Genomic DNA, 24,298 nt, shown 5'->3' on the forward strand with positions numbered 1-24,298 from the left:
AAATGATGGTGATTGTTTTGGACAATTCCAACACCCGGGTTGTTGTCGGCATGTCCGGCGGCGTTGACTCCAGTGTCACGGCGCTTTTGCTGAAGCAACAGGGATATGATGTTGTCGGTGTCTTTATGAAAAACTGGGACGACACCGATGAAAATGGCGTTTGTACGGCGACCACGGACTATGAAGACGTTGCTAAGGTAGCGAGTGAAATCGGGATCCCTTACTACTCGATCAACTTTGAAAAAGAGTACTGGGATCGGGTTTTTCAGTATTTCCTAGACGAATATAAAGCCGGCAGGACGCCAAATCCCGATGTTATGTGCAACAAGGAAATCAAATTCAAAGCATTTTTGGATTATGCCGAGCAGTTGAACGCGGACTACATTGCGATGGGTCATTATGCGCAGGTGAAGACTGATGAGAACGGCGTGGTCCACATGTTGCGCGGTGCTGACGGTAATAAAGATCAGACATATTTCTTAAGCCAGCTTTCCCAGGATCAGCTTAAGAAATCAATGTTTCCGATCGGTCACCTGCAGAAGCCGGAAGTTCGTAAGATTGCCGCTGCTGCAGGACTGGCAACAGCGAAGAAAAAAGACTCAACTGGCATCTGCTTTATCGGTGAGCGCAACTTCAAGCAGTTTCTAAGTACGTATTTGCCAGCGCAACCCGGTAAGATGATGACTGTTGATGGTGTCGAGATGGGCACTCATGACGGGTTGATGTATTATACGATTGGTCAGCGTCAGGGCCTCGGTATCGGGGGCAATTCGCAAAATTCCGAGCCTTGGTTTGTTGTTGGCAAAGATTTAGACAAGAATATCCTTTACGTGGGCCAAGGCTTTGATAATCCTGCCTTGATGGCCACGAGTCTCAGTGCATCAAATCTTAACTGGACAACGGGAGAGGCACCGGCAGAAGGCACCCACATGACAGCAAAGTTCCGTTATCGCCAGCGTGATACCGGCGTGACGATTCACTACCATGCTGACGGCACCGCCACCGTTGACTTTGATGAGCCGGTTCGCGCCATCACCCCCGGTCAAGCCGTTGTCTTTTATAACGGCGATGAGTGCTTAGGCGGCGGCACTATTGATGCGGCATACGCCCACACGAATGAGTTACAGTACGTTTAGTAACGAATAATGATCGATTAGAAAAGGTTCAGCCTTGGAGGTGCTTGTCGTCTCTGAGGCTGATTTTTTAGTGAGCTTGAGTCGGCGCGCTTAGTAGTCGGAGTTGGGCGTGATGGCGCTCTTTGCCATTGCGACCAGTGCCCTTACATGCAGACTCTTGCGACGGCGAACGCGTTATGGTTAACACTTGCTGGTTTTGATCCATCCTTGAGTATGCTTGATATTTATGGCGAAAATACTGATAATGAAAGGGTTAAGACGTAAAAGGAGAGCGGATCGTGACCAAATTATATTTTGTACGCCATGGCAAAACCGAATGGAATAATCAAGGACGTTATCAAGGCGCCAATGGGGACTCCCCGTTGCTTCCGGAAAGTTTTGAGCAAATCAAGGCATTGGCCGATTATTTGCGTGGCATTCCTTTTGCCCACGCCTATGTGAGTCCGCTTAAACGTGCGCGGATGACGGCACAGACTTTAATCAAAGATTTAAATGAAACGATTCCGTTAACGATTATGCCTGCATTGCGAGAATTTAACCTAGGCAAAATGGAAGGCATGACGTTTACTGACGTTGCCAAGCATTTTCCGCAAGAGTTACATGCGTTTCGGCATGAACCGGCTGCTTACGACCCACGCAAGATTCATGGCGAGTCGTTTTCACAATTGATTAACCGCGCGATTCCGGCCATAGTTGCGACGGTTGCAATGGATCGAACCGGTGAGGCTAATTTGTTGTATGTCAGTCATGGCGCCGCACTGGCTGCAGTCATCCAAAGCCTGCTGGGGACGCCATTAGCCGAAATTCGCAAAGACGGCGGCCTTACGAACAGCAGTGTGACGATTTTACAAGCAGATGGACCGAGGCTGCCGTTCAAATTACTCGACTGGAATGAGACCGGTTTTTTACCAGAACCGCCAAAACCAACCGACACCATTTGATTTTTGGCACAGCATAACCACGATATGAGTAAAGAGGTTGTTATGGATTCAGATATCTTAACTGCATTTAACCAAGGAAAACACGAAGAAGCCATTCATGCAGCAGTCAAAGCCATTGATGCGGCCCCCAAAGATCCTAAGCGCTATGCCATGTTGGCAACGATGCTCATCAGCTTGAAAGCCTTGGATCAGGCGGGAGAACTGCTCGCCAAAGCACGCAACCTTTTCCCGACTGATATTGAACTCCAGTACACAGCCGGCTTATTTGCCTATGCGCAGGCGGACTATCCAGCCGCGGCAGCTTGGTTTGCCAAATGTCGCAAGGATAAGCACCTCAAAAATGATGCAACTTACATGTTGGCGTTGAGTTATCAACAAGCCGGTCAACCCAGAAAAGCACTCGCATTTGCCCTCACAGCACACGAATTGGCACCAAAACAAACCGATGCGGCTTTGCTTGCAGCTGATTTGCTGTTGGCAGTACAGGCGTTTGATGCGGCAGCGGACATTTTGAAGCCGTTGCTCAACGACAAGCAACCACAAATTCTGTTTACTTATGGCATGGCGTTAAGTGCTGCTGGCAAAGATGGCAGTCAATATTTGGATGAAGCCAAGCAACTCGATCCGAAGGGCTATGATCAAAAGGCCAGCGCGGTCGCCGACATCAACCGATTTTTAAAGCTGCAGGAGGGTCATGATGGACAGGCGTGAAGACAGTGTCACTGGTAGGGTCAAAAGCATTTTCTTTCAGAATCCCACGAATTTTTTTAAAATTCTCCTGATTGACATTACGGGCACAACGATTACTTGGACCGAACCGGATATTGTCGTGACCGGAACGTTTGGGGACATCAAAGAAGACGAAACTTACACGTTTACCGGTCATGTGATCGATCATCCTAAATATGGTCAACAATTTCAAGCGGATAATTATCATGTCGACCGGCCAACGAATAAAACCGGTTTAATCAATTATCTCAGTTCAGATAAGTTCCCGGGCATCGGGCCAAAAACTGCCGAGAAGATCATAGATAAGCTTGGTGTAGATGCGATTAATCAGATTCTTGATGACCCGGCGTCGCTTGAAGGACTTGGCATCACTGCCGCAAAGCGAAAAATGCTTGTTGACAACCTTAAAACGAATCAGGGCATGGAACGCGTCATCATCGGACTGAACGATTATGGTTTCACCAGTAATATGGCCGGTCGCATTTATCAGCAATACAAAAATGACGCCCTTGAGGTGATTAAGCAAAATCCATATCAACTTATCAATGATATTGCTGGCATCGGTTTTACCCGTGCCGATCAAATTGCTGCCAAATTGAACATCGCGCCGGATTCGCAATTGCGTCTCGGAGGGGCCGTCATGGACACGCTGCAACGTCTGACCGATGGCGAAGGGGACACTTTTGTCGAACTGCGCACGCTCGTTACTCAGACGCTTGATTTGTTAGAACGGGCACGAAATATTGCCGTCAAGCCTGATGCTGTTGGCCAGGCTATTGTCACTTTGGCCAAAGATAATGCACTGGTTGCTGAAGGTAAACGGATTTTTCCTAAACAGCTCTATGACTCAGAGTGGCAGATTGCCCGCCAGCTGAAGGGATTAGCCGAAGCAGGGGCTAAGGCTGAAGAACCTGAACTACCTGACATTGAAAAAACATTAGCTGCGGTACAGGCAGACACCGGCATTGCTTATGATGAGGTCCAAAAAAAAGCGATCGTCACGGCTTTACGATCCCCGATTTTCCTTTTGACGGGCGGCCCCGGCACCGGTAAAACGACCGTGACGGATGGCATCGTCCGCACTTATGCACGATTGCATGATCTCTCGTTAGATGCCAATCAGTACGACTTAGATGATCCGTTTCCAATTATGTTGGCAGCCCCGACTGGACGCGCAGCTAAGCGGATCAGTGAGACGACTCAGTTACCGGCCAGTACTATTCATCGGTTATTGGGACTGGGCGTGGATACGCAGGACTTTGCTCCCAACGATCTGCCTGATGGGCTGTTGATTATCGATGAGATGTCGATGGTCGATACGTATTTATTTCGGACGTTGCTGACTGCGCTTCATCCAGGTATGCAGATTGTGCTAGTGGGAGATAAGGATCAGCTGCCTAGCGTCGGTCCGGGACAGGTTTTTGCGGATCTTTTACGCAGCGGCGCGTTGCCCCAAGCAGCATTGACCCATGTTCATCGCCAAGATGCCGATAGTTCGATCATTCCTTTAGCCCATGCGGTGAACGCCGGTAAACTTCCTGACGATTTCACGCAACCACAAGTCGATCGCAGTTTTTTGGCATGCACACCCAGCCAAGTGCCAGAAGTCGTTGGTCAGGTTGTGAAGCGGGCAGCCGTTAAGCAGTTTTCGATCGCTGATATTCAGGTGTTGGCACCAATGTATCGCGGAACGGCAGGGATTGATCGCCTCAATCCAATGTTGCAGAATATTTTGAATCCTAAACACAGTGCGCGGACCAAAACCGTCCATTTTGGCGAAATCGAGTATCGAATCGGCGATAAAATCCTCCAACTGGTCAATGATCCTAACCAGAACGTGTTTAATGGCGAAATCGGCCAGATTGTCGGGATCACGTTAGCAAAGGAAGCAGCCAGCAAAAGCGATGAATTGACGATTGACTTTGACGGCAATGAGATCACTTACAAGCGTAGTGATTTTAGCAAAATCACGCTAGCGTATGCGACGTCGATTCACAAAGCGCAAGGGAGCGAATTTCCGATGGTGATTTTGCCGTTAACTTTGCAAAGTCGGCGAATGTTACGACGGAACTTGCTTTATACTGCCATTACTCGGGCAAAGTCATTCCTGATTTTGGTAGGCGAATTAGCGGCTTTTGAAACAGCGGTTGGTGAAGTGGCTGTCAATCGACATACGGGGTTGGTTCAACGGTTGCAACAGGTATTTGACATGCCAGGATCGCAAACAACTGAAGAAAGCGCTTTGTCACCATCACCTTTGCCGTTACAATCCACACAAATTGACACGAATGGTTCCGACTCGGATAATAAAGTTAGGTCTGCCAAAACTGCGCTTCATCAGTTAACGCCAGCACTGGCAGCCTCGCAGAAAATTGATCCGATGATTGGGATGGATGGTATAACCCCACAAATGTTTATGACGAAGGAGAATTAATTTTGTATGGAGGACAACATACGCAAGTCACTGGTCATTAAGCCAGTGACACCTGAGGATCTTGAACAGTTCAACGACTTATTGACATACGTGTTTCAGGTCACGCAAAAAGACTTAGAACAATCCGGTTATGAAGAAGGTGAGCTGGAGCGTGCTAAGCGTCCGGTTTTGGAAAAGTCAGACGTGTTGGGATGGTTTCATAAGGATGAACTTGTTAGTTCGCTTGCTATCTATCCTTGCACGGTGAACATTCATGGGACATTGTATGAAATGGCCGGGCTAACCGGTGTCGGAACTTATCCTGAATACGCTGGCCATGGGCTGATGCACGATCTGGTTAAATTGGGGTTGGAGCATATGCGTACGCACAAACAATGGATTTCGTATCTGTATCCTTACAGTATTCCGTTTTATCGCAAAAAAGGCTGGGAGATCATGTCAGATCATCTCACGTTTGATGTCAAAGATACCCAGTTGCCGAAACAGGTTAATGTTCCTGGCCACGTTGAACGCTTGGAAATTGATGATCCTGATGTGATTGAGACATATAACCGCTTCGCCATGAAAAATCATGGTGCTATGATTCGCAACCAGTTAAACTGGGATGAGTACTGGCGCTGGGAAAATGAAGAAGAACGGACTGCCGGCGTGTATTATGATGTCAATGATCAACCTCAAGGCTATGTCTTGTATTGGATTGCGGACGAGGTTTTCCACGTGAAGGAAATGATCTACACCAATCAGGAGGCTCGTGTCGGGTTGTGGAATTTTATCAGTGCCCATTTTTCGATGGTGACACATGTTAAGGGCAACATTTATAAAAATGAGCCCTTGCATTTTCTCCTAGACGATGGGGATATCTATCAAACCATTAAGCCTTATTTCATGGCGCGAATTGTGGATGTCAAAGCATTTTTGTCTCAATATCCTTTTGCGACTGAGACGACGGAAGCATTTCATTTTATTGTAAGTGATCCGTTGGCGTCTTGGAACAATGGGACATTTGGTGTTTACTGGGATGAAAATCAGCAGGTGCACATAACCGATCGGCCGGTGGGAGAAGCGATTACCACAGACATCCAGACCTTGACGACTATGCTCATGAGTTATCGCCGCCCCTCTTATTTGGCCCAAATCGAGCGTCTCTTTGCTTCCAAACATGCCGTTAAATTGTTGGAAAATGCTGTACCAATGGAGGAGCCCTATTTTTCGGATTACTTCTGACCATCTAGATTCTAAGATGCGCGCGTAGATGGCACAGTGATTTGAAAATTATTATGGAACCGTTGGCCAAAATGCCAGATAGATTATGAGCGGGTACATTATTGCAAGCACTGAAACAAATGGCTGTGCGTGCTAATGTGCAAGTGGTAGCCTAAGATTTTGGCTTTTTTGGCAGCACCATGCAAAAACACGGTAGCGACCGGCTTGATCAAAATTAATGCAAGCCGCAACTTGGTCCATGATCCTTTGCGTGCATGAGCCACCCACAGAAAGGATGTTTAACGAATGATGCAAATGGTAACCATCGCGCCGCAAACTCAGGTTTCAGTTCATGTGCACGGGCAGAAGGGGGATATCCCCGTGATCTTCCTCAATGGTTACGGAGCCTATCAGCAGATCTGGGCAGCCCAAATCGCTTGTGTTCGGGAATTGGGGTATCGCATGGTGACTTGGGATTACCGAGGCCAAGGGGAATCCACGGGGACCATCGCCCCAGACTTGCACATGATAGCAGATGATTTGGCAACGTTGATACAGCTCATGAGCTTGGAGAACCCAATCCTTGTGGGTCATTCCATGGGTGCCAGTGTAGCGTGGGCGTTTGCCCGATACCATCCGGAAATACCGATTCGCGGGCGTCTCACGATTGATCAAAGTCCAAAGATGTTGAATGATGCTGCCTGGCACTATGGTTTTAAGGGGCTGACAGAGGATAACAGCATGGCTTTTGCTCAATTACGGAGCCAAAAACAGGAGACGCTGCACGGTTTAAATGACATGGTATTTCAACGATTACAAAATGCCAAAAATCAGGCACCTTTTGCCCCAGCTGCAGCCCAGCTTCTCTTACGGGATCACTTGAACGCTGACTGGCGATCGGTAGTGGTACAATCACCGACCCCAGCTTTATTTGTGAGTGCGGTGAACAGTCCGTATTTTCCGATGGGCTACGATCATTGGTGCGCCATGCAAAACAGTCACATTCATACAGTTCGCTTAGCCAACACGGGTCACGATATCATGGCAGAAGTACCTACTGCGTTTAATCAAACGTTACGGCACTTTTGCCACCTCGTCGTGGACGCGTGAAGAAAGAAAGTCAATCGAGGCATTGACGGCTTACACCGCGGGGGACCGGAAATGTCTTCGCCGTGGCTATCTGCGTGTCTGTAGTGACTCTCGTAGCCGAGGAACAGTTATATGTTTTTAAGGAGCGGGCACCAGTACGATTGTGACCTAGGTGCACACCCAAGCTGACCGGTATTTTGCGCTTGGGTGGGAGCAAAATCCCACAGGAATTGTCTTTGTCACGTGTTCGGCAACCGTACTCATCAAGCGCCACTCAAGCATAGGGGCAGTGCAGATTTGCTGATCCTGACGATTTATTTTGCGTTGCTATTCGATTGGTTACCGTTTCAGTCAGCATAACTAAAACAGTCCCTGTTTATTGATCGATCGACCAATAGACAGGGACTGTTTTGTTACGTTCAGATCGTTTGTGCTGCGGCGATAATCCGGTTGGCGACGGATTCACTCATAAAAATATCTGTCAATAATCCACCGCGTAATGCGCCTAGGGTGGCATCGGTTTTAAACTTACTGGTGACAATGCCAACCCGGTGGGGCACCGCCAAGATGCTAGGCAGGGAGACACCAAAAATGGGCGTCTTTTCTGGTGCAATAAAATGGCCCTGAATGGTGTAAGGACGACCAAATAAGACACCGGCAACAGCATTGAGCATCGGTGCGGGAACGATAGCAGTTCGCTGATCGTGCCAAGCGGGAATGGAATCAATGGAAGCCATTGTGCCGATGCCGGTGATGGTCATGTCCATGTGATGGGCGGCAGTCATGGCAGGACGATTGGCGGGTTCCTTTGCCAAACCTCTGCGGACAGCGGGATTAAACACATAAAGCGGGCCAACCAGAGTGTGGTAGGCTGCGCCGAATTTGTTGGCCGCCATTTCCACCATCCGAGTAGAGCCGGCCCTAGAGTTATACTTCATGTTTTCACCCATAAATTGAGTGAAAACAAGCTCTGGTTGATTAGCCGCCGAGAAATGTTGAATCACATCATAAATCGTGCCACCCCACGCTAATCCCGTTGTTCGGCAATCCGCAATCATGTTTTGAATCTGTTGAGCGGCATAGCTGATCACATGCTCCGTAGTCTCTGTGGGATTCGTGGCATCTTTGATGACGAATGTCTGGGAGGTGGGGAAGGCCTGTCGTAACCGACTTTCCAGATGAGCAAGGCGTTGCGTAGGCGCTGCAATGGTAATCTTGACTAGACCGACCTGCTGAGCTTCGTCAATGTATTTTTCTATGTAATACCTTGAAACATGGTACTTGTTCGCCAATGCGCTAATGGTCATGCCTGATAGGTAATAGTCTTGGGCGATGGCCGTTAGTAGTGCCAGGTGATCGGGTGTAACCATAACAAAGCCTCCATTATCTTTTGTCAATTAGTGTAACATATTTTGCTGATTTTAAAATTTAAAAAATAAGGGAATTATTTTGAAAATTTAAATTAAAAGTGGCATACTATGTCTGGAGAGAATTCACGCAATGATTTGAAAGGAGTTGGTGACATGGCAGAAGACGAAGTAGAGCAACTGCACAGTGCCCATACAGGAGTTTTGGCCATTAAGCCAGAGATGCACGTGCATGATCGTGCAGATCTGAGCCAGGCGTACACGCCAGGAGTGGCTGAGTTAGCCAAAGAAATTGAAGCCAATCCAAGTTTGAAGGACCGCTATACGACCAGCGGTAAATTGGTGGCGGTGGTGACAGACGGGTCAGCAGTGCTGGGACTAGGCAACATCGGCCCTGCTGGGGGCTTGCCAATTGTGGAAGGCAAAGTGTTGCTTTATAAGGAACTGGCAGGAGTGGATGCGTTGCCCATCGCTGTGAAGCAAGTGCCAGTGGACCAATTCGTGCAGACAATTAAAAATCTGGAGCTAAGTTTTGCCGGAATTCATTTGGAAGACATTGCTGCGCCGCGTTGCTTTGCCATCGAAGAGGCTTTGCAAAAAGAACTCGCAATTCCGGTTTATCATGACGATCAAGAGGGTTCAGCTATTGTCGTCTTGGCGGGATTAATCAATGCGGCTAAGGTAGTCGGCAAGAAGTTGACGGATTTGCGCGTGGTAATGGCTGGTGCTGGTGCCTCAGGCATTGCGACGGCCAGGCTTCTGTTGGCGAGTGGCATTACTCACATCACTCTGGTGGATATCCACGGTGTCGTGCGTTCGGATGATCCACAGTACAACAACTATCAGCGACAATTAGCAGGTCAAGTGACTAGCACAGCTGGTGCGACACTCACAGACGTCATCAAGGATGCTGACGCATTCATTGGCTTATCAGACGCGCACGTGCTTAATCGGAATCAAGTGCAGATGATGGCTACCCAGCCGATCATCTTTGCTTTAGCTAATCCGGTACCTGAAATCGATCCCGCTGAAGCAAAAGCGGCAGGCGCGGCTGTGATCGCCACGGGTTCCAGCCAATATCCCAACCAGGTGAACAACATTTTGGCTTTTCCTGGCTTGTTCAGGGGATTGCTCAAGAGCGGATTGAAATCCGTGAATGCCGAGTTAGAAACTAAGATTGCCCAGGGGTTGGCGGCCTTGATCACAAAACCGACAGCCACCAAAATTGTACCCGGTGTATTTGATGAAGGCGTTGTCGATGCGGTGACTCAGGCGGTCGTTTCATTTGCACAACAACACAAATAACGCCATCACCCGTTCCCTGTGAACGAGCGGTGATTGGAGGAATGACATAATGGCAATTTTTTGGACCTCGATACAAAGTGTCTTAGCGATCATGATCATGATTGCTGTCGGCTACGTTGCCCAGGGCAAGGGCTGGTTTGACAAGGAGTTCTCCGGTGCTCTTTCTAAAATCATCATGCAGGTGGCTTTACCGGCGTCTATCTTTATGTCGATGATGAACCACTTTAAACCGGATCAATTGGCGAAACTGTCCGTCGGCTTGTTGTACAGTGTTGTGAGCATTACTGCCGGACTATTGATTTCTTGGGTAGTCGTGTGGGTCATGAAAGTACCTCGAGGCCGGCGTGGGTTGATGATGACTGCGATGAACTTCGCCAACACCGTCTTCATTGGAATGCCGCTTAACCAAGCGTTGTTTGGCAATGCTTCAATCCCTTATTTGCTGGTGTACTACATAGTCAACACAGTGATGCTTTGGACTATTGGCGTATGGTTAATTTCGGCGGATGATCCTACGGTTGACAAAGCTGGTGGCGAGAGAGTCAAGTTTGACTGGCACCATTTGGTTCCCACTCCATTGTGGGGATTCATCGTTGCCTTACCTTTCATCTATATTCCGTGGCTGCGGACACACCTACTGGTGAACTTTGTGACGCTGACCTTAACTGATATTGGTGCCTTGGTAACGCCGTTGTCCTTGATTTACATCGGCATCATGTTAAAGAGCTTCGGTATAAAGAACATGAAGTTTGATAAGCACGTAGTCGTGACTTTAATTGGTCGATTCGCGTTGGCCCCCGTTCTGATGTTTGTCCTCATTGCGATGGGGCACAGCATGGGGTTGACCATGGTGCCCGTTTTTCAGAAGACGCTGGTTATCCAAGCGGCCACGCCGACCTTCGCAGTGTTGCCTATTTTGGCCACTACTTACCATGGAGACGTGAAATTTGCTACCGATATCGTAGTCTCGGCATCGGTTCTGTTCATCGTTGTTGTACCGATTATCATGGTTTTGATGGGGTAATCGTCTATGGCTGAAATTCGGGATTTAATGATTAAGGTTCCTAGCATTCGTCACCAGTGGTTGACGTTTTTGGCCGGTCATGGGTTGCAGGACTTTCCCCCTGCGGAAGTGGCCGGTGTTGACCACGTTGTGGGACTTTACGAAAATGACCGCTTAGTGGGTACTGGTGCGACTGCTGGTAACATTCTCAAGTTTATTGCCGTGGATGCTAGCACTCCCCCTGGGGCTTATTTCAATCAGATCGTCTCTGAATTACAAAGTCGCTTAGCAGCCGCAGGACAGTTACACGTTATGGTGTCAACTAAGCCGCAATACGAAAAAAGCTTTCACTATGTGGGCTTCCAGACGTTGGTGCACACGCATTGGGGGGTATTGATGGAAGCAGGAACGCCCACGATCACTCAGTATTTACAGGGTCTGTCCGGAGCAACAGGCACCATCGGTGAACATCGCAGTGCGATTGTCATGAACGCCAATCCGTTCACCAAGGGCCACCGATACTTGGTCGAGCAGGCGGCGATGCAAAGTGACGCTGTTGATATCTTTGTCGTCAGCACCGACCGCTCCTTGTTTACGACAGCAGAGAGATTGCATTTGGTGCAAACAAACACGGCAGATCTGGCCAACGTTCACGTGTACTTGGGGGGTGACTATATGGTCAGTTATGCCACATTTCCCGCCTACTTTTTAGCTAGCAATGATACCATAATTAACTACCAAACAACGATTGATGCCCGTCTATTTCGGGATTGGGTAGCCAAAATACTGCATATTCAAACCCGTTACGTGGGGGAAGAACCATTATCCCACACTACGGCGATTTACAACCAGGTGTTGCAGAAAGAACTGCCTCCTCAGGTGCAAGTGAAGGTGATCCCACGGTTAAAGGTGGGTAGGACGATCGTGACTGCGACTCAAGTGCGGTCCGCCATTGCTCAAAACAAGTTGAGCGAAATTCGTTCGTTGCTTCCGGCCAAAACGTGGAAATTTATTCAGATCCACCAAACAGAATTAGAAACACGTATTAAGAAAGGAATGACAATTCGTGGGAATTAGTAAAGCCGCACTGGCAGGGACACTAGAGTCTTCAGACATCCAAATTACGTTGAGCCCCGCTGCTAATGGCATTCAGATCGAATTGACCTCGGCGGTAGCCAGTCAGTTTGGTGAACAAATTAAGAAAGTGATTACCCAAACATTACAGAGTTTGGGTATCGACAATGTTGCCGTGAAGGCAGTGGACAAGGGTGCGCTGGATTGTGTGATTAAGGCCCGCACCATTGCTGCTGGGCAGCGAGCGCTGGGTCAAAAAGAACCGGCTTGGGAGGTGCTCTAATGGCTGAGACAGAAGAACGATTACGTCGCACAATGATGTTTGTGCCTGGAAACAATCCCGCTATGCTCAAAGATGCCGGCATTTACGGCGCTGATGCTATTATGTTTGATTTGGAAGATGCCGTTTCTCTGGCTGAAAAGGATGCTGCGCGAGATTTGGTTTACGAGGCGTTGCAGACTGTGGATTACGGTGATGCTGAAAAAGTTGTTCGAGTCAATGGTACAGATACGCCTTTTTACAAAGATGATGTCAGGGCCATGGTCAAAGCGGGAATTGATGTAATTCGCCTTCCCAAGACGGAAAGTGCCCAAATGATTCAGGAGTTGGAAAAGGATGTCGCAGCGGCCGAAAAAGAGTTTGATCGGACTGCCGGTAGTACGCATCTCATGGCGGCCATCGAAAGTGCTAAGGGCGTTGTCAACGCGGTGCCCATCGCCACTGCTTCTCAGCGAATGATTGGCATTGCACTTTCTGCTGAAGACTACACCACGGACTTGAAGACACATCGTTATCCCGATGGACGCGAGTTGGAATACGCCCGAAATGTGATTTTACAAGCAGCCCGGGCCGCTGGTATCGCTGCCTTTGACACGGTGTTCACAGACTTAGACGACGAAGCGGGTTTGCAACGTGAGACCGAGTATATCCACCAACTAGGCTTTGATGGCAAATCTGTGATTAATCCGCGGCAGATTTCCGTCATTAATGCTGTGTATGCGCCGACCAAGAGAGAGATCCAGACAGCGCAAATGGTGATGGCTGCCATTGATGAAGCCCATGAAAAAGGCTCCGGCGTTATTGCATTAAATGGTCAAATGGTCGATCGGCCTGTCGCCATGCGGGCACAACGCGTGATCAAGTTAGCCAAGGCATCCCATTTGATTGATGAGGAGGGGACTTTTGTTGAAAAATAAAGTTGGCGTTGAAATCTCGGAAAATGTCTTAAAGCAATACGGGTATCAACCCTTTGCAGGGACGAAGATTGGTCATCTGATTAGCCAACGGGTCGCGCCTGCCGTACACGTTATGGCGGGACCCAGCAAAGTGGCGACTTCACTTGCTGATGTTGTTAAAAATAATGTTCGAGATGGCATGACCATTTCTTTCCACCACCATCTTCGCGAAGGAGATATGGTATTCAACCAAGTCATGCAGTTAATCATTGATGAAGGAATCAAGGACCTCACACTTGCCCCTTCCAGTTTAACCAACGTGATGAATGACATGGTGATTAAGGCAATCAAAGCTGGAACTGTCACCCACATCACGAGTTCGGGGATGCGAGGCTCTTTAGGCGACGCGGTTTCTCATGGGTTGCTGCCGAATCCAGTGATTTTCCGGTCCCATGGCGGCCGGGCTCGGGCCATCGAGACCGGTAAGATTAAAATCGACGTGGCCTTCTTAGGCGTACCTAATGCCGATGAAATGGGGAATGCTAACGGCATGACCGGCGATGCTGCCTTTGGTTCGTTGGGCTACGCACTGATGGATGCACGTTATGCGGACAAAGTAGTATTGCTGACTGACAACATTGTGGACTATCCCAACACACCAGCATCCATCAACCAAACTCAAGTGGACTATGTGGTCAAAGTCGATCAGGTGGGTGACCCGGATCTGATCGGTTCTGGGGCCACTCGTTTTACCAAGGATCCTAAGGAACTGAAAATCGCGCAAATGGTAAACAGTGTGATCACGCACTCTCCGTACTTCAAGAATGGTTTTTCGTTCCAAACCGGTTCTGGTGGTGCAGCTTTAGCAGTGACTCGCTATTTACGGCAAGCAATGATTGACCAAAAAATCAAAGCGTCCTTCGCGTTAGGTGGGATTACAAAGCCTACGACGGACTTGTTAGATGAAGGATTGGTCAAAAAAGTCATGGATGTTCAGGACTTCGACAAGGGAGCAGCAGATTCCATGCATAAGAATCCCGCCCAACAGGAAATTGATTCGTCTTGGTATGCTGATCCTTTCAACAAAGGTGCCATGGTAAGCAAGCTGGATGTTGTCATCCTTTCGGCACTGCAAATTGATACAGACTTTAACGTCAACGTATTGACTGGTTCCGATGGCGTGATTCGAGGGGCCATTGGTGGTCATCAAGATGCTGCGACCGCCAAGCTAACGATCATTTCTGCGCCTTTGGTGAGAGGTCGTTTGGCTACAATTGTGCCAAAAATGACCTCGATTACGACACCAGGAGATTCCATTGATGTGGTGGCTACAGAGCTGGGAATTGCCATTAATCCGGCTCGTCAAGACTTGGTTAAACAGCTGAGTCATATCCCGGGGGTACCAGTGTATACGATTCAGGAATTGCAGCAAAAGGCGGCAGACATCGTTGGTCAGCCCGTACCAATCCAATATATTGACCGACCTGTTGCCTTAGCTGAGTACCGTGATGGGACATTGATCGACGTCATTCATCAAGTTCAGGAGTAAGAGACGATGTCAGCGACCATTTTCGCAACTGGAGAGCCCCAGGATATCGCGACGGTCTTGGCCAACAAGGACCATCGAGTGGCCCAGCAAGATCAGCTCATGTCCAGATTTCCCCAGCAGACCATTTTGGCATCCAAGTTGAATATTCCCGGACCAATCAAGAATAATGCTGCATTAGAAAAAATATTTGCCGCGGGTATGGCGGATTTGCGCCATCGCATACCCGCAGGTGCATTGCGCTATGAAATCTGGTGGCACAATCCTACGGGCCCCGAAGCGTTCTGGGTCGTTAATTTGGAGGTTTCCCACAGCAAACAACTGGGGGTAGCATTCGAAACAGATTTTCCTCTTGGTCGCTTCTTTGACGTGGATGCTCTGACCGCGGCCACCCGAGATAAACCATTATCGAGGGCAGATATGGGGATGCCCGAGCGCAGTTGTTTTGTCTGTGGTCGACCAGCTAAAGAATGTGCACGCTCACGGCGGCACAGTGTGGCTGAGTTGCAAGCGGCCATTGACAGAGCATACCTGCAGTACTTTTCCGAAGGATGATTGACCAAAGAAAGGCTTAATTTATGTAGATCGCCAAAATAAGGCACCGAACGTTTGTGAATTCACAAGCGTTCGGTGCCTTTTGTCTGGAAAATGATAATTGAACACTTTAAATACTGCGATCAATCCAAAATTGTTGAGAAGCGATCGAAAATTCAATTTCAAACGGCCTTGTACCCATTTCTTCGCCATCCATCTGGCCAAATTCCAATGAACTGGTCTCAACGATCAATTTATTAGTGTGAAAAATATGAGTAGCTCGACTGGTAGGAGTTTTACCGCGTAGCAATTGCAACATTGCCAAGGCCCATGAAACAATGTTAAACCATTCCACGATCACCAGGTCTAACTTGCCATCTGTTGGATCGGCAGGCTTGTAAAGTCGAATGCCTCCACCAAAGTAAGGAATATTCGTAGTGGTGCAAATGTAAGCACGATGGAAAAAATGACGAACACCATTTTCATAGACAGCAACTGGAAAGGGGTGGCGTGTCAACAGCATGCCGACAACATGAAAAAGGTAAGTTAACTTGCCGATATGAAGTTTGTTTAACAGTTGTTTGCTGTCGCTGTGATTGGCTGCGTTCACGACAGCGGCATCGAAACCGATACCGATATTATTGACAAAATAACCTGTTTCGTTCCGCGTTCGTTCATGATAGCGTCCGATATCGATGGTAATCGGCTCGGAAGCCTGCAAAATCTGGTCTAATGCATGCATCGGATCCTCTGACATTCCGATGCCACGAGCAAAGTCGTTACCGGATCCAGCTGGCACATACGCAACAGGAATGTCGTGTTGTCGTGTGCCGCTTAGACCGTTGATTGCTTGATTTAAGGTGCCATCCCCGCCGATCACTAAAAGAACCGGATGATCACGAGTGTTAAAGTTGCCGATTTGTTTGGTGATTACATTAGTGTGGCCGGGATAGCGTGAAGTCTTGATTGCATAAGGTAATTGACGCCGATCCAAAACAGTCTTGACCTGTTTGAAAATTGGAATGGCCGCACCACCACCAGCTGCCGGGTTATAGATAAGATAATAAAAAACGACCGCCATCAACTTTCCTCCTAATCAGACACGCTGTCAATTATACCGAAAAACTGAGGAAAAACAATGTAATGACGTCTTCTCCAGAAGTTAAAAAATACCGCACCACCGGCAACAATGCGGCAGTACGGTCATGATTAACATTTTGAACGACAATTGTTTTTGCTAAGTTAGCTTTAAAGTAAAATCAACATCGGCAAAATAACCGGATGCCGTTCGGTTTTGTCGAACAAAAATTCTTGCAAGTTACTGATAATCGCGTCTTTTAAACTTGCCTCGGTTACTTTTTCACTATTGGAAAAGGTGGATTTGATCGTGCGATAAACCCGACGTTGTGCTTGATTGATCAATTCGCCTGATTCACGCATGTAAATGAATCCACGTGATAGCAAATCCGGGCCGGCCAAAACCGCTTGCTTCTGCATGTTGATTGTTGCCACGACAACAACCAAGCCTTCTTCAGATAACATGCGGCGATCACGGATAACCGCATTGCCGATGTCGCCAACGCCGCTGCCATCGATGTAAACATCACCAGCAGGAAAGTGGCCCGCGATTCGCGCACTTTTTTCCGTGAGCGCCAGTACGTCACCGTTTTCCATGATGAAGCAGTTCTTTTCCGGAACCCCACATTGTTGCGCAAGCTCGCAATGAATCTTTTGCATACGGTATTCGCCGTGGCAGGCCATGAAGAATTTCGGCTTAATCAAGCGTAGCATCAGTTTTTGATCTTCTTGGCCACCGTGGCCGGAAGTGTGGACGTTGTTGACTTTGCCATGAATCACTTCGGCACCGGCTTCGCTTAGCTGGTTAATGACGTGGTTAACGCTAACCGTGTTACCCGGAATCGGATTACTGGAGAAGATGACTGTGTCACCAGGTTGGATGCTGATTTGGCGGTGCGTGCCATTGGCAATCCGACTCAAGGCGGCCATTGGCTCACCTTGCGAACCAGTACACAAAATCATGACTTTATCGGCAGGCAGCGAGTTCAACTGATGAGCATCCACTAGAACGTCGTCAGGGATATTCAGATAACCCAGCTCTCGGCCGTTGACCATCGCTGTTTCCATTGAACGGCCAAAAACGGCAATCTTGCGTCCATGTGCCATGGCAGCATCAGCCGCTTGAGCAATTCGCGAAATGTTGGACGCAAATGTCGCGAAGATAATACGCCCGTCAATTCGGTCAAAAATATGGCGGATCGACTTGCCGACAAAGCGTTCTGATTTGGTAAATGTCGGGATCTCGGCATTGGTCGAATCAGACATTAAGACTAGAACGCCTTCTTCGGCGAAACGACACATTTTCTGGAAGTTTGGCGAAGGTTGGTCACCAACCGGCGTCAGATCAAACTTGAAGTCACCGGTCTGAATAACAATCCCTTGAGGTGTGTGGACGGCAATGCCTAATGTATCCGGAATACTGTGGGTGGTCCGGAAAAATTCAACACTCAGTTTTTTGAACTTTAAAACCGTGTCTTCGTTGATTTCTGTTAGTTTTGTCGTACGTAACAAACCGTGTTCTTCGAGTTTGCCGCGAATCAAGGCAGCCGCTAATGGACCGGCATAGATCGGAACATTTGGGACCTGCTTAAGAAAGTAAGGAATTCCGCCGATGTGATCTTCGTGTCCGTGGGTAATAACCAAAGCCTTGATCTTGTCTTTGTTCTGAACTAAATAGGAATAATCGGAAATGACATAATCGATCCCAAGCAGGTCATCTTCAGGAAATTTGATCCCGGCATCGATGACGATAATTTCATCTTGGAATTGAACCCCGTACATGTTCTTCCCGATTTCACCTAAACCGCCGACAGCAAAGACGGCGGTTTCGTTATTTTTAATATTTAATTTCATATGATTAGAAAGTGGTCAGCTTAAAGTTGGCTGACTTTTCCTCATACTCCAGGAAGTTTCCGGAGAGTTCCTGAATAAATTCAATGTTGTAGGGCGTGTTAGCTTCTACAAGTGCACGCGCTTCAACCGCAGATGGCGCCTCGAGGTAAAGCGTCTGGGTTGTTTCCCGCCGCGGATTTTGGACCTTGTCTTTTTGATATAAGACTTTGTAGATCATGATTTGACTCCTTCCGTGGTACAAAAAGAAAGGAAGTGTAACAAAAGGCTTCCGAAAAAAGGGACACACCACCAAGATAACGAACCATAAAAAACATGGTCGATCTCACCGAAATGGCCGATATTTCGCACCGCTTGAACCGCAAAATAGCAACAAAACACCATTATTGTGGTTCATTTCTTGCCACAACTCCTAAAACCTTTATGACCGATCGATTTGTTGTGAATACAACAGCTAGCAACAGTTTAGCATAATCGAGAAGGAATGAACAGGGAACTCATTTGGAAGAGGCAATTGCATGTTGAGAGCAGGATTGGACGAGTGCACAGTGGATTTTAGCGATTGCTATTACCACTTTTACACGTCAGCTTCTGCGTTAACGAACGCGATTGCGAGTTGAAAAATGAGTCAGCATTTTTCAATAGTTTAGATTAACGGCGATGACTGCCAAATGTTTTTGTCTGATTAGCGAGTTGTGACTGGTTTTAGGTATAATAATAGAAGGAACGAAGGTGTTATCTAGAAGGGGGTGGACGCCATAGTATGGTTTTTAGTCGTCTTGTTGATGGTTGTCGTGGCAATTCTATTAGTATTTAGGAAACGTTGGCGGCGTAACAAAGCCATTCAAATATTACTTCATCACAGCCAACAATTAACAGATCAAACGATGGCGACAGCTTTACAGACGCTGGATTTTCATGTCGCTAAGCCGTTGGTGTCAAAACCGATGACAGACATATGGGGGCATGGCATTATGGCATTTTCATATCAATTACCGTTGCAAACAAAAATGCTCAAACAGCAGCCCCTTGAACAGGCTTTGCAGAACGCAGCCGAAGAACTGGACATTGCCAGTTCAGATCCTGCCTTGCCGCCTTTTGTGATCACCGATTTTTTTGTGTTGGACGGCCAGTTGCATGTTGATGTCGCGTTCATCACCAATGAGGCAACCATTGAGTATGTGCGTGATGTCAATCGCGTGGCATGAGAGATTGACGAAGAGGTTGCAAAAATCAATATGGTTGCGGCAGCTTATTCTTCGCAATGGTCAAGCAACTAAAGAAGGCGGATTATAACTCAATGCCGAAAAAGAACGGCCATGAGGAAAATTCTATCTCGCTCGAAGTCTCAAAAAAAAGGAAATCGAACCAAGAATGAAAATTGGCTCGGTTTCTTTTTGATGTCAGTATATATTTTAACTTGGCCCGGTTTCACACTATCCTAATGACGGTTTGGGTGTACCAGGCTCGCGAGAATCGGCAATTTGGAGTCTCGGGCTGGCCGAGTCACATATGCTTCGATTTCTAAACGCTCATGTTCGCGGTTTGCTTTTCACGCTTGCAGCGGTGTGATAATCTAGTAAAAGAAATGAACGGAGGTACGGATCTTGTATTTAATGAAGGATATCACTCGTGACGGCGCTAAAGTTTTGCGTGAAAGAGCCAAGCCGGTAACGTTTCCCCTTTCAGATGAAGACAAAAAATTGGCTCACGACATGATGGCTTATCTGGTGATTAGTCAAGATGAAGAGCAAAACGAAAAATACCATTTGCGCCCGGGCGTTGGTTTGGCAGCACCGCAAGTCGGCCAGAGCAAGGCAATGGCTGCGGTTCTCGTGCCCGGAGAAAATAATGAAATCCTTTTCAAGGAAGTTTTGATCAATCCGCGAATCATCAGTAACAGCGTACAGCATGCTGCTCTTGCTGAAGGTGAAGGCTGCCTGTCTGTCGATAAAGATATTCCCGGTTATGTTGTTCGTGCCGATCGCATCACGATTGCCTATCAAAACGAGGCTGGAGAACATAAAAAAGTCCGCCTTAAGAACTATCCTGCTATTGTTTGCCAGCACGAGATTGACCACCTAAATGGCGTTTTGTTTTACGACCACATCAATAAGGAACATCCCTTCTCAATCGACCCAAATGCCGTTTTGATTCATTAAAACAGCCGAACTTTAATTGCGGTTGATACCTTTGTGAAAAGAGTGCTTGTTATTGTTGACATTTCACTTTTCATCCGCTACTATAGATTAGGTTAAACAAATACGGTGCTTTCCGTTAGGTGAGGCTCCTATACGAACAATGTTGCTGCTCAGAAACATCGAGAGATGCCAATTGAGTCAACTGCGTCTGCCCATTAAGGCTTACGCTAATGCAACTGAAGCTCGCTTCTAGGCGTATAGTGCTAAAACTAAACGATTGGGATGCTATTTCTGCACGCTCTCAATCAGCGTGCAGTTTTTTTATCTGAGGGAAAGTAGAAAAGGTGGTGAGCATAATGGAACAATCTTCAAAGAGTAGTGGCAGTAGTAGCGATTTAGCGGATCCCGGAAGGCCCATTATGCTGCCGCTACGATCTCTTAAGTGAAATTAATGGATTTGGCAGCATCGCGGCTCTTTTCGGGATATACGGAAAGGAGTTTGTCGATGTTGATGAAGGTATCAAGTGGTCTGACGCGCTACGAAGCGCAGAAGGCTCAAAAGACAATGACATCTCACCAGAATCCGATCAGCAAGACAAAACTCTTTTTGCCTTTGCTGGCGGTTCTGACTGGTGTGAGCAGCCTTATTAGCTTTGTCAGTCAGAGCTGGCTGTTAACTGCTGTCATTGCGATACTGCTTGGCTTTTTGACTGTTGCGGTCATTTATTTGATCACAGCGTTGAATCGACACCAAAGCAATCCCCAACAATCAATGTTGGTCGTGCGCGAAGGACTGGTTCGTCAGGTTCAGGCGCAAGATCTTGTCGTTGGTGATGTTTTGATGTTGACAGCGGGAGAAAAACTGCCTGTTGATATTGCATTGTCCCCTGAAGCGCACGCAACCTTGCCAGGTGACATGGCCGGGCTGCTGGTTTTGCTGAATCAGCAGGTGCCTGCAGGGGTGGGCGTGGCTGGTGCCGTGATGGCGACCGACGCCCAAGCAACTGTCACTGCAGTTTTGAACGATGGTTTGTTGGACCACGCGTTGATGCAGCTTAAAAGTCAATCCACGGATCTGCGGCTGACTTCACTTGTAATGAGTGCGGTTACCGCTTTGAGGGTGGCGCTAAAACAGATTTACTGCGTTGCCGGGATGGCTGTATCAGTTCTCCCAATTGAATTGTTAAAAAGCAAACAAATAAATCGTGCAACGCAAATTCATATGAATATGGATTTTGCAGGTCACGCCACCTTGGTTGGAGCCATGAAACATCACAGTAAAACCAGTGATTTCTGGCACAACCAAGATCCGGTCTCGTGAAGCACGGACAATATTTTGATCTGAAAGAGGCACGCGCTTGTGAAGTAGCGTGCTCTTTTTGTGTCTTAATTAAAAAGCCCGGCTGTTATAGTCTGATAATGACATAATGGGTGTTAGATTTTCCAAAAAAGTACTTCTTTTGTACCTTGAAATAAAACGCTTGCAACGGGTATTTTGCAATGTTACGCTCTTCTTGTAAAGATTTTCATTAGTACAGTTTTCCTGGGTTAATAACTACAGGAATGGAAAGAGGTTCTGATTATGGCAAAACAGCATGCTGCAGTTGATTTTAAACGACTGTTAGACAATCAAGATGCCGATTTTAAGCCAACGATCCAGATTCTGGATGAAGTTGGTAAAGTCGTCAATCCTGATATCATGCCCGATCTCAGTGATGACCAGTTGGTTGATTTAATGTCCAAGATGGTTTGGCAACGGGTGCTTGATCAACGGGCAACGGCGTTAAACCGGCAAGGGCGATTAGGATTTTATGCGCCGAGTGCAGGCGAAGAGGCCAGCATGATTGGCAGTCATGCGGCGATGAAAAAAGAAGACTGGCTGTTACCTGCTTATCGTGATTTACCGCAGCTAATCCAGCACGGACTACCACTGGACAAGGCATTTCTCTGGTCACGTGGCCATGTTGCCGGTAATGAATATCCAGAAGATTTTCATGCACTGCCGCCGCAAATCATTATTGGGGCGCAGTATGTCCAGACTGCAGGGGTTGCGCTTGGTTTGAAGAAAAATGGTAGCGATGAAGTTGCCTTCACGTATACAGGCGATGGCGGTACGTCACAAGGTGATTTCTATGAAGGTGTTAACTTTGCTGGGCACTTTGAAGCACCGGCACTTTTTATCGTTCAAGACAACGGCTTCGCGATTTCAGTTCCGCGTGCAAACCAGACGGCAGCCAAGACACTGGCTCAAAAAGCTGTGGCAGCCGGGGTTCCTGGTGTTCAGGTAGATGGTATGGATGCACTGGCTGTTTATGAAGTCACCAAAGAGGCCAGGGCCTGGGCTGCTGCCGGTAATGGCCCAGTTCTGATTGAAACGTTGACTTATCGATATGGTCCGCATACGTTGTCAGGCGATGATCCGACCCGGTATCGTTCAAAGGAAACCGATGAATTGTGGCAAAAACGCGATCCATTAATTCGGATGCGCAACTTCCTCACCGGTAAAGGTTTGTGGAGCAAGGAAAAGGAAGATGCCTTGATCGAGAAGGTTAAAGACGATATTAAGAACGCCATTAATGAAGCCGATAAGGCACCGCAGCAGACGGTATCGCGGTTCCTGAAAGATACCTATGAGGAATCACCGCAGAATGTGGCTGAACAATTGGCAGAATTCCAAGGAAAGGAGTCGAAGTAACCATGGCACAAAAAACAATGATTCAAGCCATTACCGACGCGCTTGATGTTGAGTTGGCGAACGACCCTAAAACCTTGGTATTCGGCGAAGATGTAGGTAAAAATGGCGGGGTCTTTCGGGCAACGGATGGCTTGCAGGCTAAACACGGTGAAGATCGCGTCTTTGATACGCCACTTGCCGAGTCAGGCATTAGCGGTTTGGCTATTGGATTGGCATTAACTGGCTGGCGGCCAATTCCGGAAATCCAGTTCTTTGGGTTCGTTTTTGAAACCATGGACAGTATTGGCGGTCAGATGTCGCGGATGCGGTATCGGATGGGTGGGACACGTTCCATGCCGATTACCATTCGGGCACCGTTTGGCGGTGGGGTCCACACACCGGAAATGCATAGTGACAACTTTGAAGGTCTGATTGCGCAGTTCCCTGGTATGCGGGTCGTCATTCCAAGTAACCCGTACGATGCTAAGGGATTGCTGATTAGTTCTATTCGCAGCAATGATCCGGTTTTATTCCTTGAACACATGAAGCTTTACCGGTCATTCCGTCAAGATGTTCCAGAAGGGACTTACACGGTGCCACTGGATAAGGCTGCGGTAACACGTGAAGGAACCGATGTGTCGATCATCACTTATGGTGCGATGGTCCGTGAAGCGCTCAAGGCAGCCGACAATTTAGCCAAAGACGGCATTAATGCTGAAATAGTTGATTTACGGACTATTGCCCCGCTTGATGTTGAAACCATCATTGCATCGGTCAAGAAAACGCATAAGGCAGTGGTCGTTCAGGAGGCGCAGCGGATGGCCGGTGTTGCAGCCAACGTTATCAGTGAAATTTCTGAACGGGCAATTCTGTCACTTGAGGCACCGATCGGTCGGGTTGCGGCTCCTGATACGCCGTTCCCATTTGGTCAAGCCGAAAATATTTGGCTGCCAAATGCCAAGGATATTGAAGCTAAAGTTCGGGAAACCGTTAATTTCTAGAGGGAAGAGGTGCCAAC

22 protein-coding genes and 1 riboswitch are annotated in these 24,298 nt (G+C 47.8%); of the genes, 18 read left to right on the top strand and 4 right to left on the bottom strand.

Annotation, left to right across the window (positions count from 1 at the left end):
* Positions 1 to 2: 2 nt before the first annotated feature.
* From mnmA to BVJ53_RS01660, 6 genes are all read left to right on the top strand, one after another.
* On the top strand, positions 3 to 1,136 hold the full coding sequence (gene mnmA, locus BVJ53_RS01630) for a tRNA 2-thiouridine(34) synthase MnmA (protein WP_129300867.1): 1,134 nt from the start codon (positions 3 to 5) through the stop codon (positions 1,134 to 1,136).
* A 278-nt stretch (positions 1,137 to 1,414) separates the two neighbouring features.
* On the top strand, positions 1,415 to 2,077 hold the full coding sequence (locus BVJ53_RS01640; protein WP_129300868.1) for a histidine phosphatase family protein: 663 nt from the start codon (positions 1,415 to 1,417) through the stop codon (positions 2,075 to 2,077).
* 42 nt (positions 2,078 to 2,119) lie between these two features.
* The gene (locus BVJ53_RS01645; protein WP_129300869.1) at positions 2,120 to 2,788 is read left to right on the top strand and encodes a tetratricopeptide repeat protein; all 669 of its coding nucleotides are present in this window, start codon (positions 2,120 to 2,122) and stop codon (positions 2,786 to 2,788) included.
* A complete protein-coding gene (gene recD2, locus BVJ53_RS01650) occupies positions 2,775 to 5,240 on the top strand; it encodes an SF1B family DNA helicase RecD2 (protein ID WP_129300870.1) in 2,466 nt (821 codons plus the stop codon). Before BVJ53_RS01645 ends, recD2 begins: the two co-directional genes overlap by 14 nt.
* A gap of 6 nt (positions 5,241 to 5,246) precedes the next feature.
* Positions 5,247 to 6,464 (top strand): GNAT family N-acetyltransferase, encoded by a 1,218-nt coding sequence (locus BVJ53_RS01655; protein WP_129300871.1) that lies wholly within the window; start codon positions 5,247 to 5,249, stop codon positions 6,462 to 6,464.
* Between the two features lie 285 nt (positions 6,465 to 6,749).
* Positions 6,750 to 7,553, top strand: a complete 804-nt coding sequence (locus BVJ53_RS01660) for an alpha/beta fold hydrolase (RefSeq protein WP_129300872.1) — start codon at positions 6,750 to 6,752, stop codon at positions 7,551 to 7,553.
* A gap of 398 nt (positions 7,554 to 7,951) precedes the next feature.
* Here BVJ53_RS01660 and BVJ53_RS01665 read toward each other — a convergent pair whose 3' ends face one another.
* Positions 7,952 to 8,902 carry a sugar-binding transcriptional regulator gene (locus BVJ53_RS01665; protein WP_129300873.1) on the bottom strand — a complete coding sequence of 317 codons (951 nt, stop codon included), beginning with the start codon at positions 8,900 to 8,902 and terminating at the stop codon, positions 7,952 to 7,954.
* Between the two features lie 153 nt (positions 8,903 to 9,055).
* Between BVJ53_RS01665 and BVJ53_RS01670 the strand changes: the two genes are divergently transcribed.
* The 7 genes from BVJ53_RS01670 to citX are packed head-to-tail and all read left to right on the top strand — an operon-like array spanning position 9,056 to position 15,558.
* Entirely contained in the window at positions 9,056 to 10,204 is a 1,149-nt protein-coding gene (locus BVJ53_RS01670) for an NAD(P)-dependent malic enzyme (RefSeq protein ID WP_129300874.1), read from the top strand.
* A 49-nt stretch (positions 10,205 to 10,253) separates the two neighbouring features.
* Positions 10,254 to 11,228, top strand: a complete 975-nt coding sequence (locus tag BVJ53_RS01675; protein WP_129300875.1) for an AEC family transporter — start codon at positions 10,254 to 10,256, stop codon at positions 11,226 to 11,228.
* Between the two features lie 6 nt (positions 11,229 to 11,234).
* Positions 11,235 to 12,284, top strand: coding sequence for a [citrate (pro-3S)-lyase] ligase (gene citC, locus BVJ53_RS01680; RefSeq protein WP_129300876.1), 1,050 nt, complete (start codon positions 11,235 to 11,237; stop codon positions 12,282 to 12,284).
* Positions 12,274 to 12,564, top strand: a complete 291-nt coding sequence (citD, locus tag BVJ53_RS01685; protein WP_129300877.1) for a citrate lyase acyl carrier protein — start codon at positions 12,274 to 12,276, stop codon at positions 12,562 to 12,564. Before citC ends, citD begins: the two co-directional genes overlap by 11 nt.
* The gene (gene citE, locus BVJ53_RS01690) at positions 12,564 to 13,478 is read left to right on the top strand and encodes a citrate (pro-3S)-lyase subunit beta (RefSeq protein ID WP_129300878.1); all 915 of its coding nucleotides are present in this window, start codon (positions 12,564 to 12,566) and stop codon (positions 13,476 to 13,478) included. Before citD ends, citE begins: the two co-directional genes overlap by 1 nt.
* Positions 13,468 to 15,006, top strand: a complete 1,539-nt coding sequence (gene citF / locus BVJ53_RS01695; protein ID WP_129300879.1) for a citrate lyase subunit alpha — start codon at positions 13,468 to 13,470, stop codon at positions 15,004 to 15,006. Before citE ends, citF begins: the two co-directional genes overlap by 11 nt.
* A 6-nt stretch (positions 15,007 to 15,012) precedes the next feature.
* Entirely contained in the window at positions 15,013 to 15,558 is a 546-nt protein-coding gene (gene citX / locus BVJ53_RS01700) for a citrate lyase holo-[acyl-carrier protein] synthase (protein ID WP_129300880.1), read from the top strand.
* Positions 15,559 to 15,667: 109 nt separating this feature from the next.
* Here citX and BVJ53_RS01705 read toward each other — a convergent pair whose 3' ends face one another.
* The 3 genes from BVJ53_RS01705 to BVJ53_RS01715 all read right to left on the bottom strand — a co-directional run bounded on the left by BVJ53_RS01705 (position 15,668) and on the right by BVJ53_RS01715 (position 18,685).
* Positions 15,668 to 16,618, bottom strand: a complete 951-nt coding sequence (locus BVJ53_RS01705; protein ID WP_129300881.1) for a diacylglycerol/lipid kinase family protein — start codon at positions 16,616 to 16,618, stop codon at positions 15,668 to 15,670.
* 167 nt (positions 16,619 to 16,785) lie between these two features.
* Positions 16,786 to 18,468, bottom strand: coding sequence for a ribonuclease J1 (gene rnjA / locus BVJ53_RS01710; protein WP_129300882.1), 1,683 nt, complete (start codon positions 18,466 to 18,468; stop codon positions 16,786 to 16,788).
* A gap of 4 nt (positions 18,469 to 18,472) precedes the next feature.
* Entirely contained in the window at positions 18,473 to 18,685 is a 213-nt protein-coding gene (locus tag BVJ53_RS01715; protein ID WP_010488611.1) for a DNA-dependent RNA polymerase subunit epsilon, read from the bottom strand.
* Positions 18,686 to 19,223: 538 nt separating this feature from the next.
* Here BVJ53_RS01715 and BVJ53_RS01720 point away from each other — a divergent pair.
* From BVJ53_RS01720 to BVJ53_RS01740, 5 genes are all read left to right on the top strand, one after another.
* Positions 19,224 to 19,673: a hypothetical protein gene (locus BVJ53_RS01720; RefSeq protein WP_129300912.1), complete on the top strand. Its 450-nt coding sequence runs from the start codon at positions 19,224 to 19,226 to the stop codon at positions 19,671 to 19,673.
* A gap of 399 nt (positions 19,674 to 20,072) precedes the next feature.
* Positions 20,073 to 20,627, top strand: a complete 555-nt coding sequence (def, locus tag BVJ53_RS01725; RefSeq protein WP_010488607.1) for a peptide deformylase — start codon at positions 20,073 to 20,075, stop codon at positions 20,625 to 20,627.
* 104 nt (positions 20,628 to 20,731) lie between these two features.
* A riboswitch (M-box (ykoK) riboswitch) is annotated at positions 20,732 to 20,895 on the top strand.
* A 216-nt stretch (positions 20,896 to 21,111) separates the two neighbouring features.
* A complete protein-coding gene (locus BVJ53_RS01730; protein WP_129300883.1) occupies positions 21,112 to 21,927 on the top strand; it encodes an ATPase in 816 nt (271 codons plus the stop codon).
* A gap of 261 nt (positions 21,928 to 22,188) precedes the next feature.
* A complete protein-coding gene (gene pdhA, locus BVJ53_RS01735) occupies positions 22,189 to 23,301 on the top strand; it encodes a pyruvate dehydrogenase (acetyl-transferring) E1 component subunit alpha (RefSeq protein WP_129300884.1) in 1,113 nt (370 codons plus the stop codon).
* A 2-nt stretch (positions 23,302 to 23,303) separates the two neighbouring features.
* Positions 23,304 to 24,281, top strand: a complete 978-nt coding sequence (locus BVJ53_RS01740; protein ID WP_010488601.1) for an alpha-ketoacid dehydrogenase subunit beta — start codon at positions 23,304 to 23,306, stop codon at positions 24,279 to 24,281.
* Positions 24,282 to 24,298: the final 17 nt, after the last annotated feature.

This window comes from Lacticaseibacillus chiayiensis (assembly GCF_004123795.1).
GTDB classification, from domain to species: Bacteria; Bacillota; Bacilli; order Lactobacillales; family Lactobacillaceae; genus Lacticaseibacillus; species Lacticaseibacillus chiayiensis.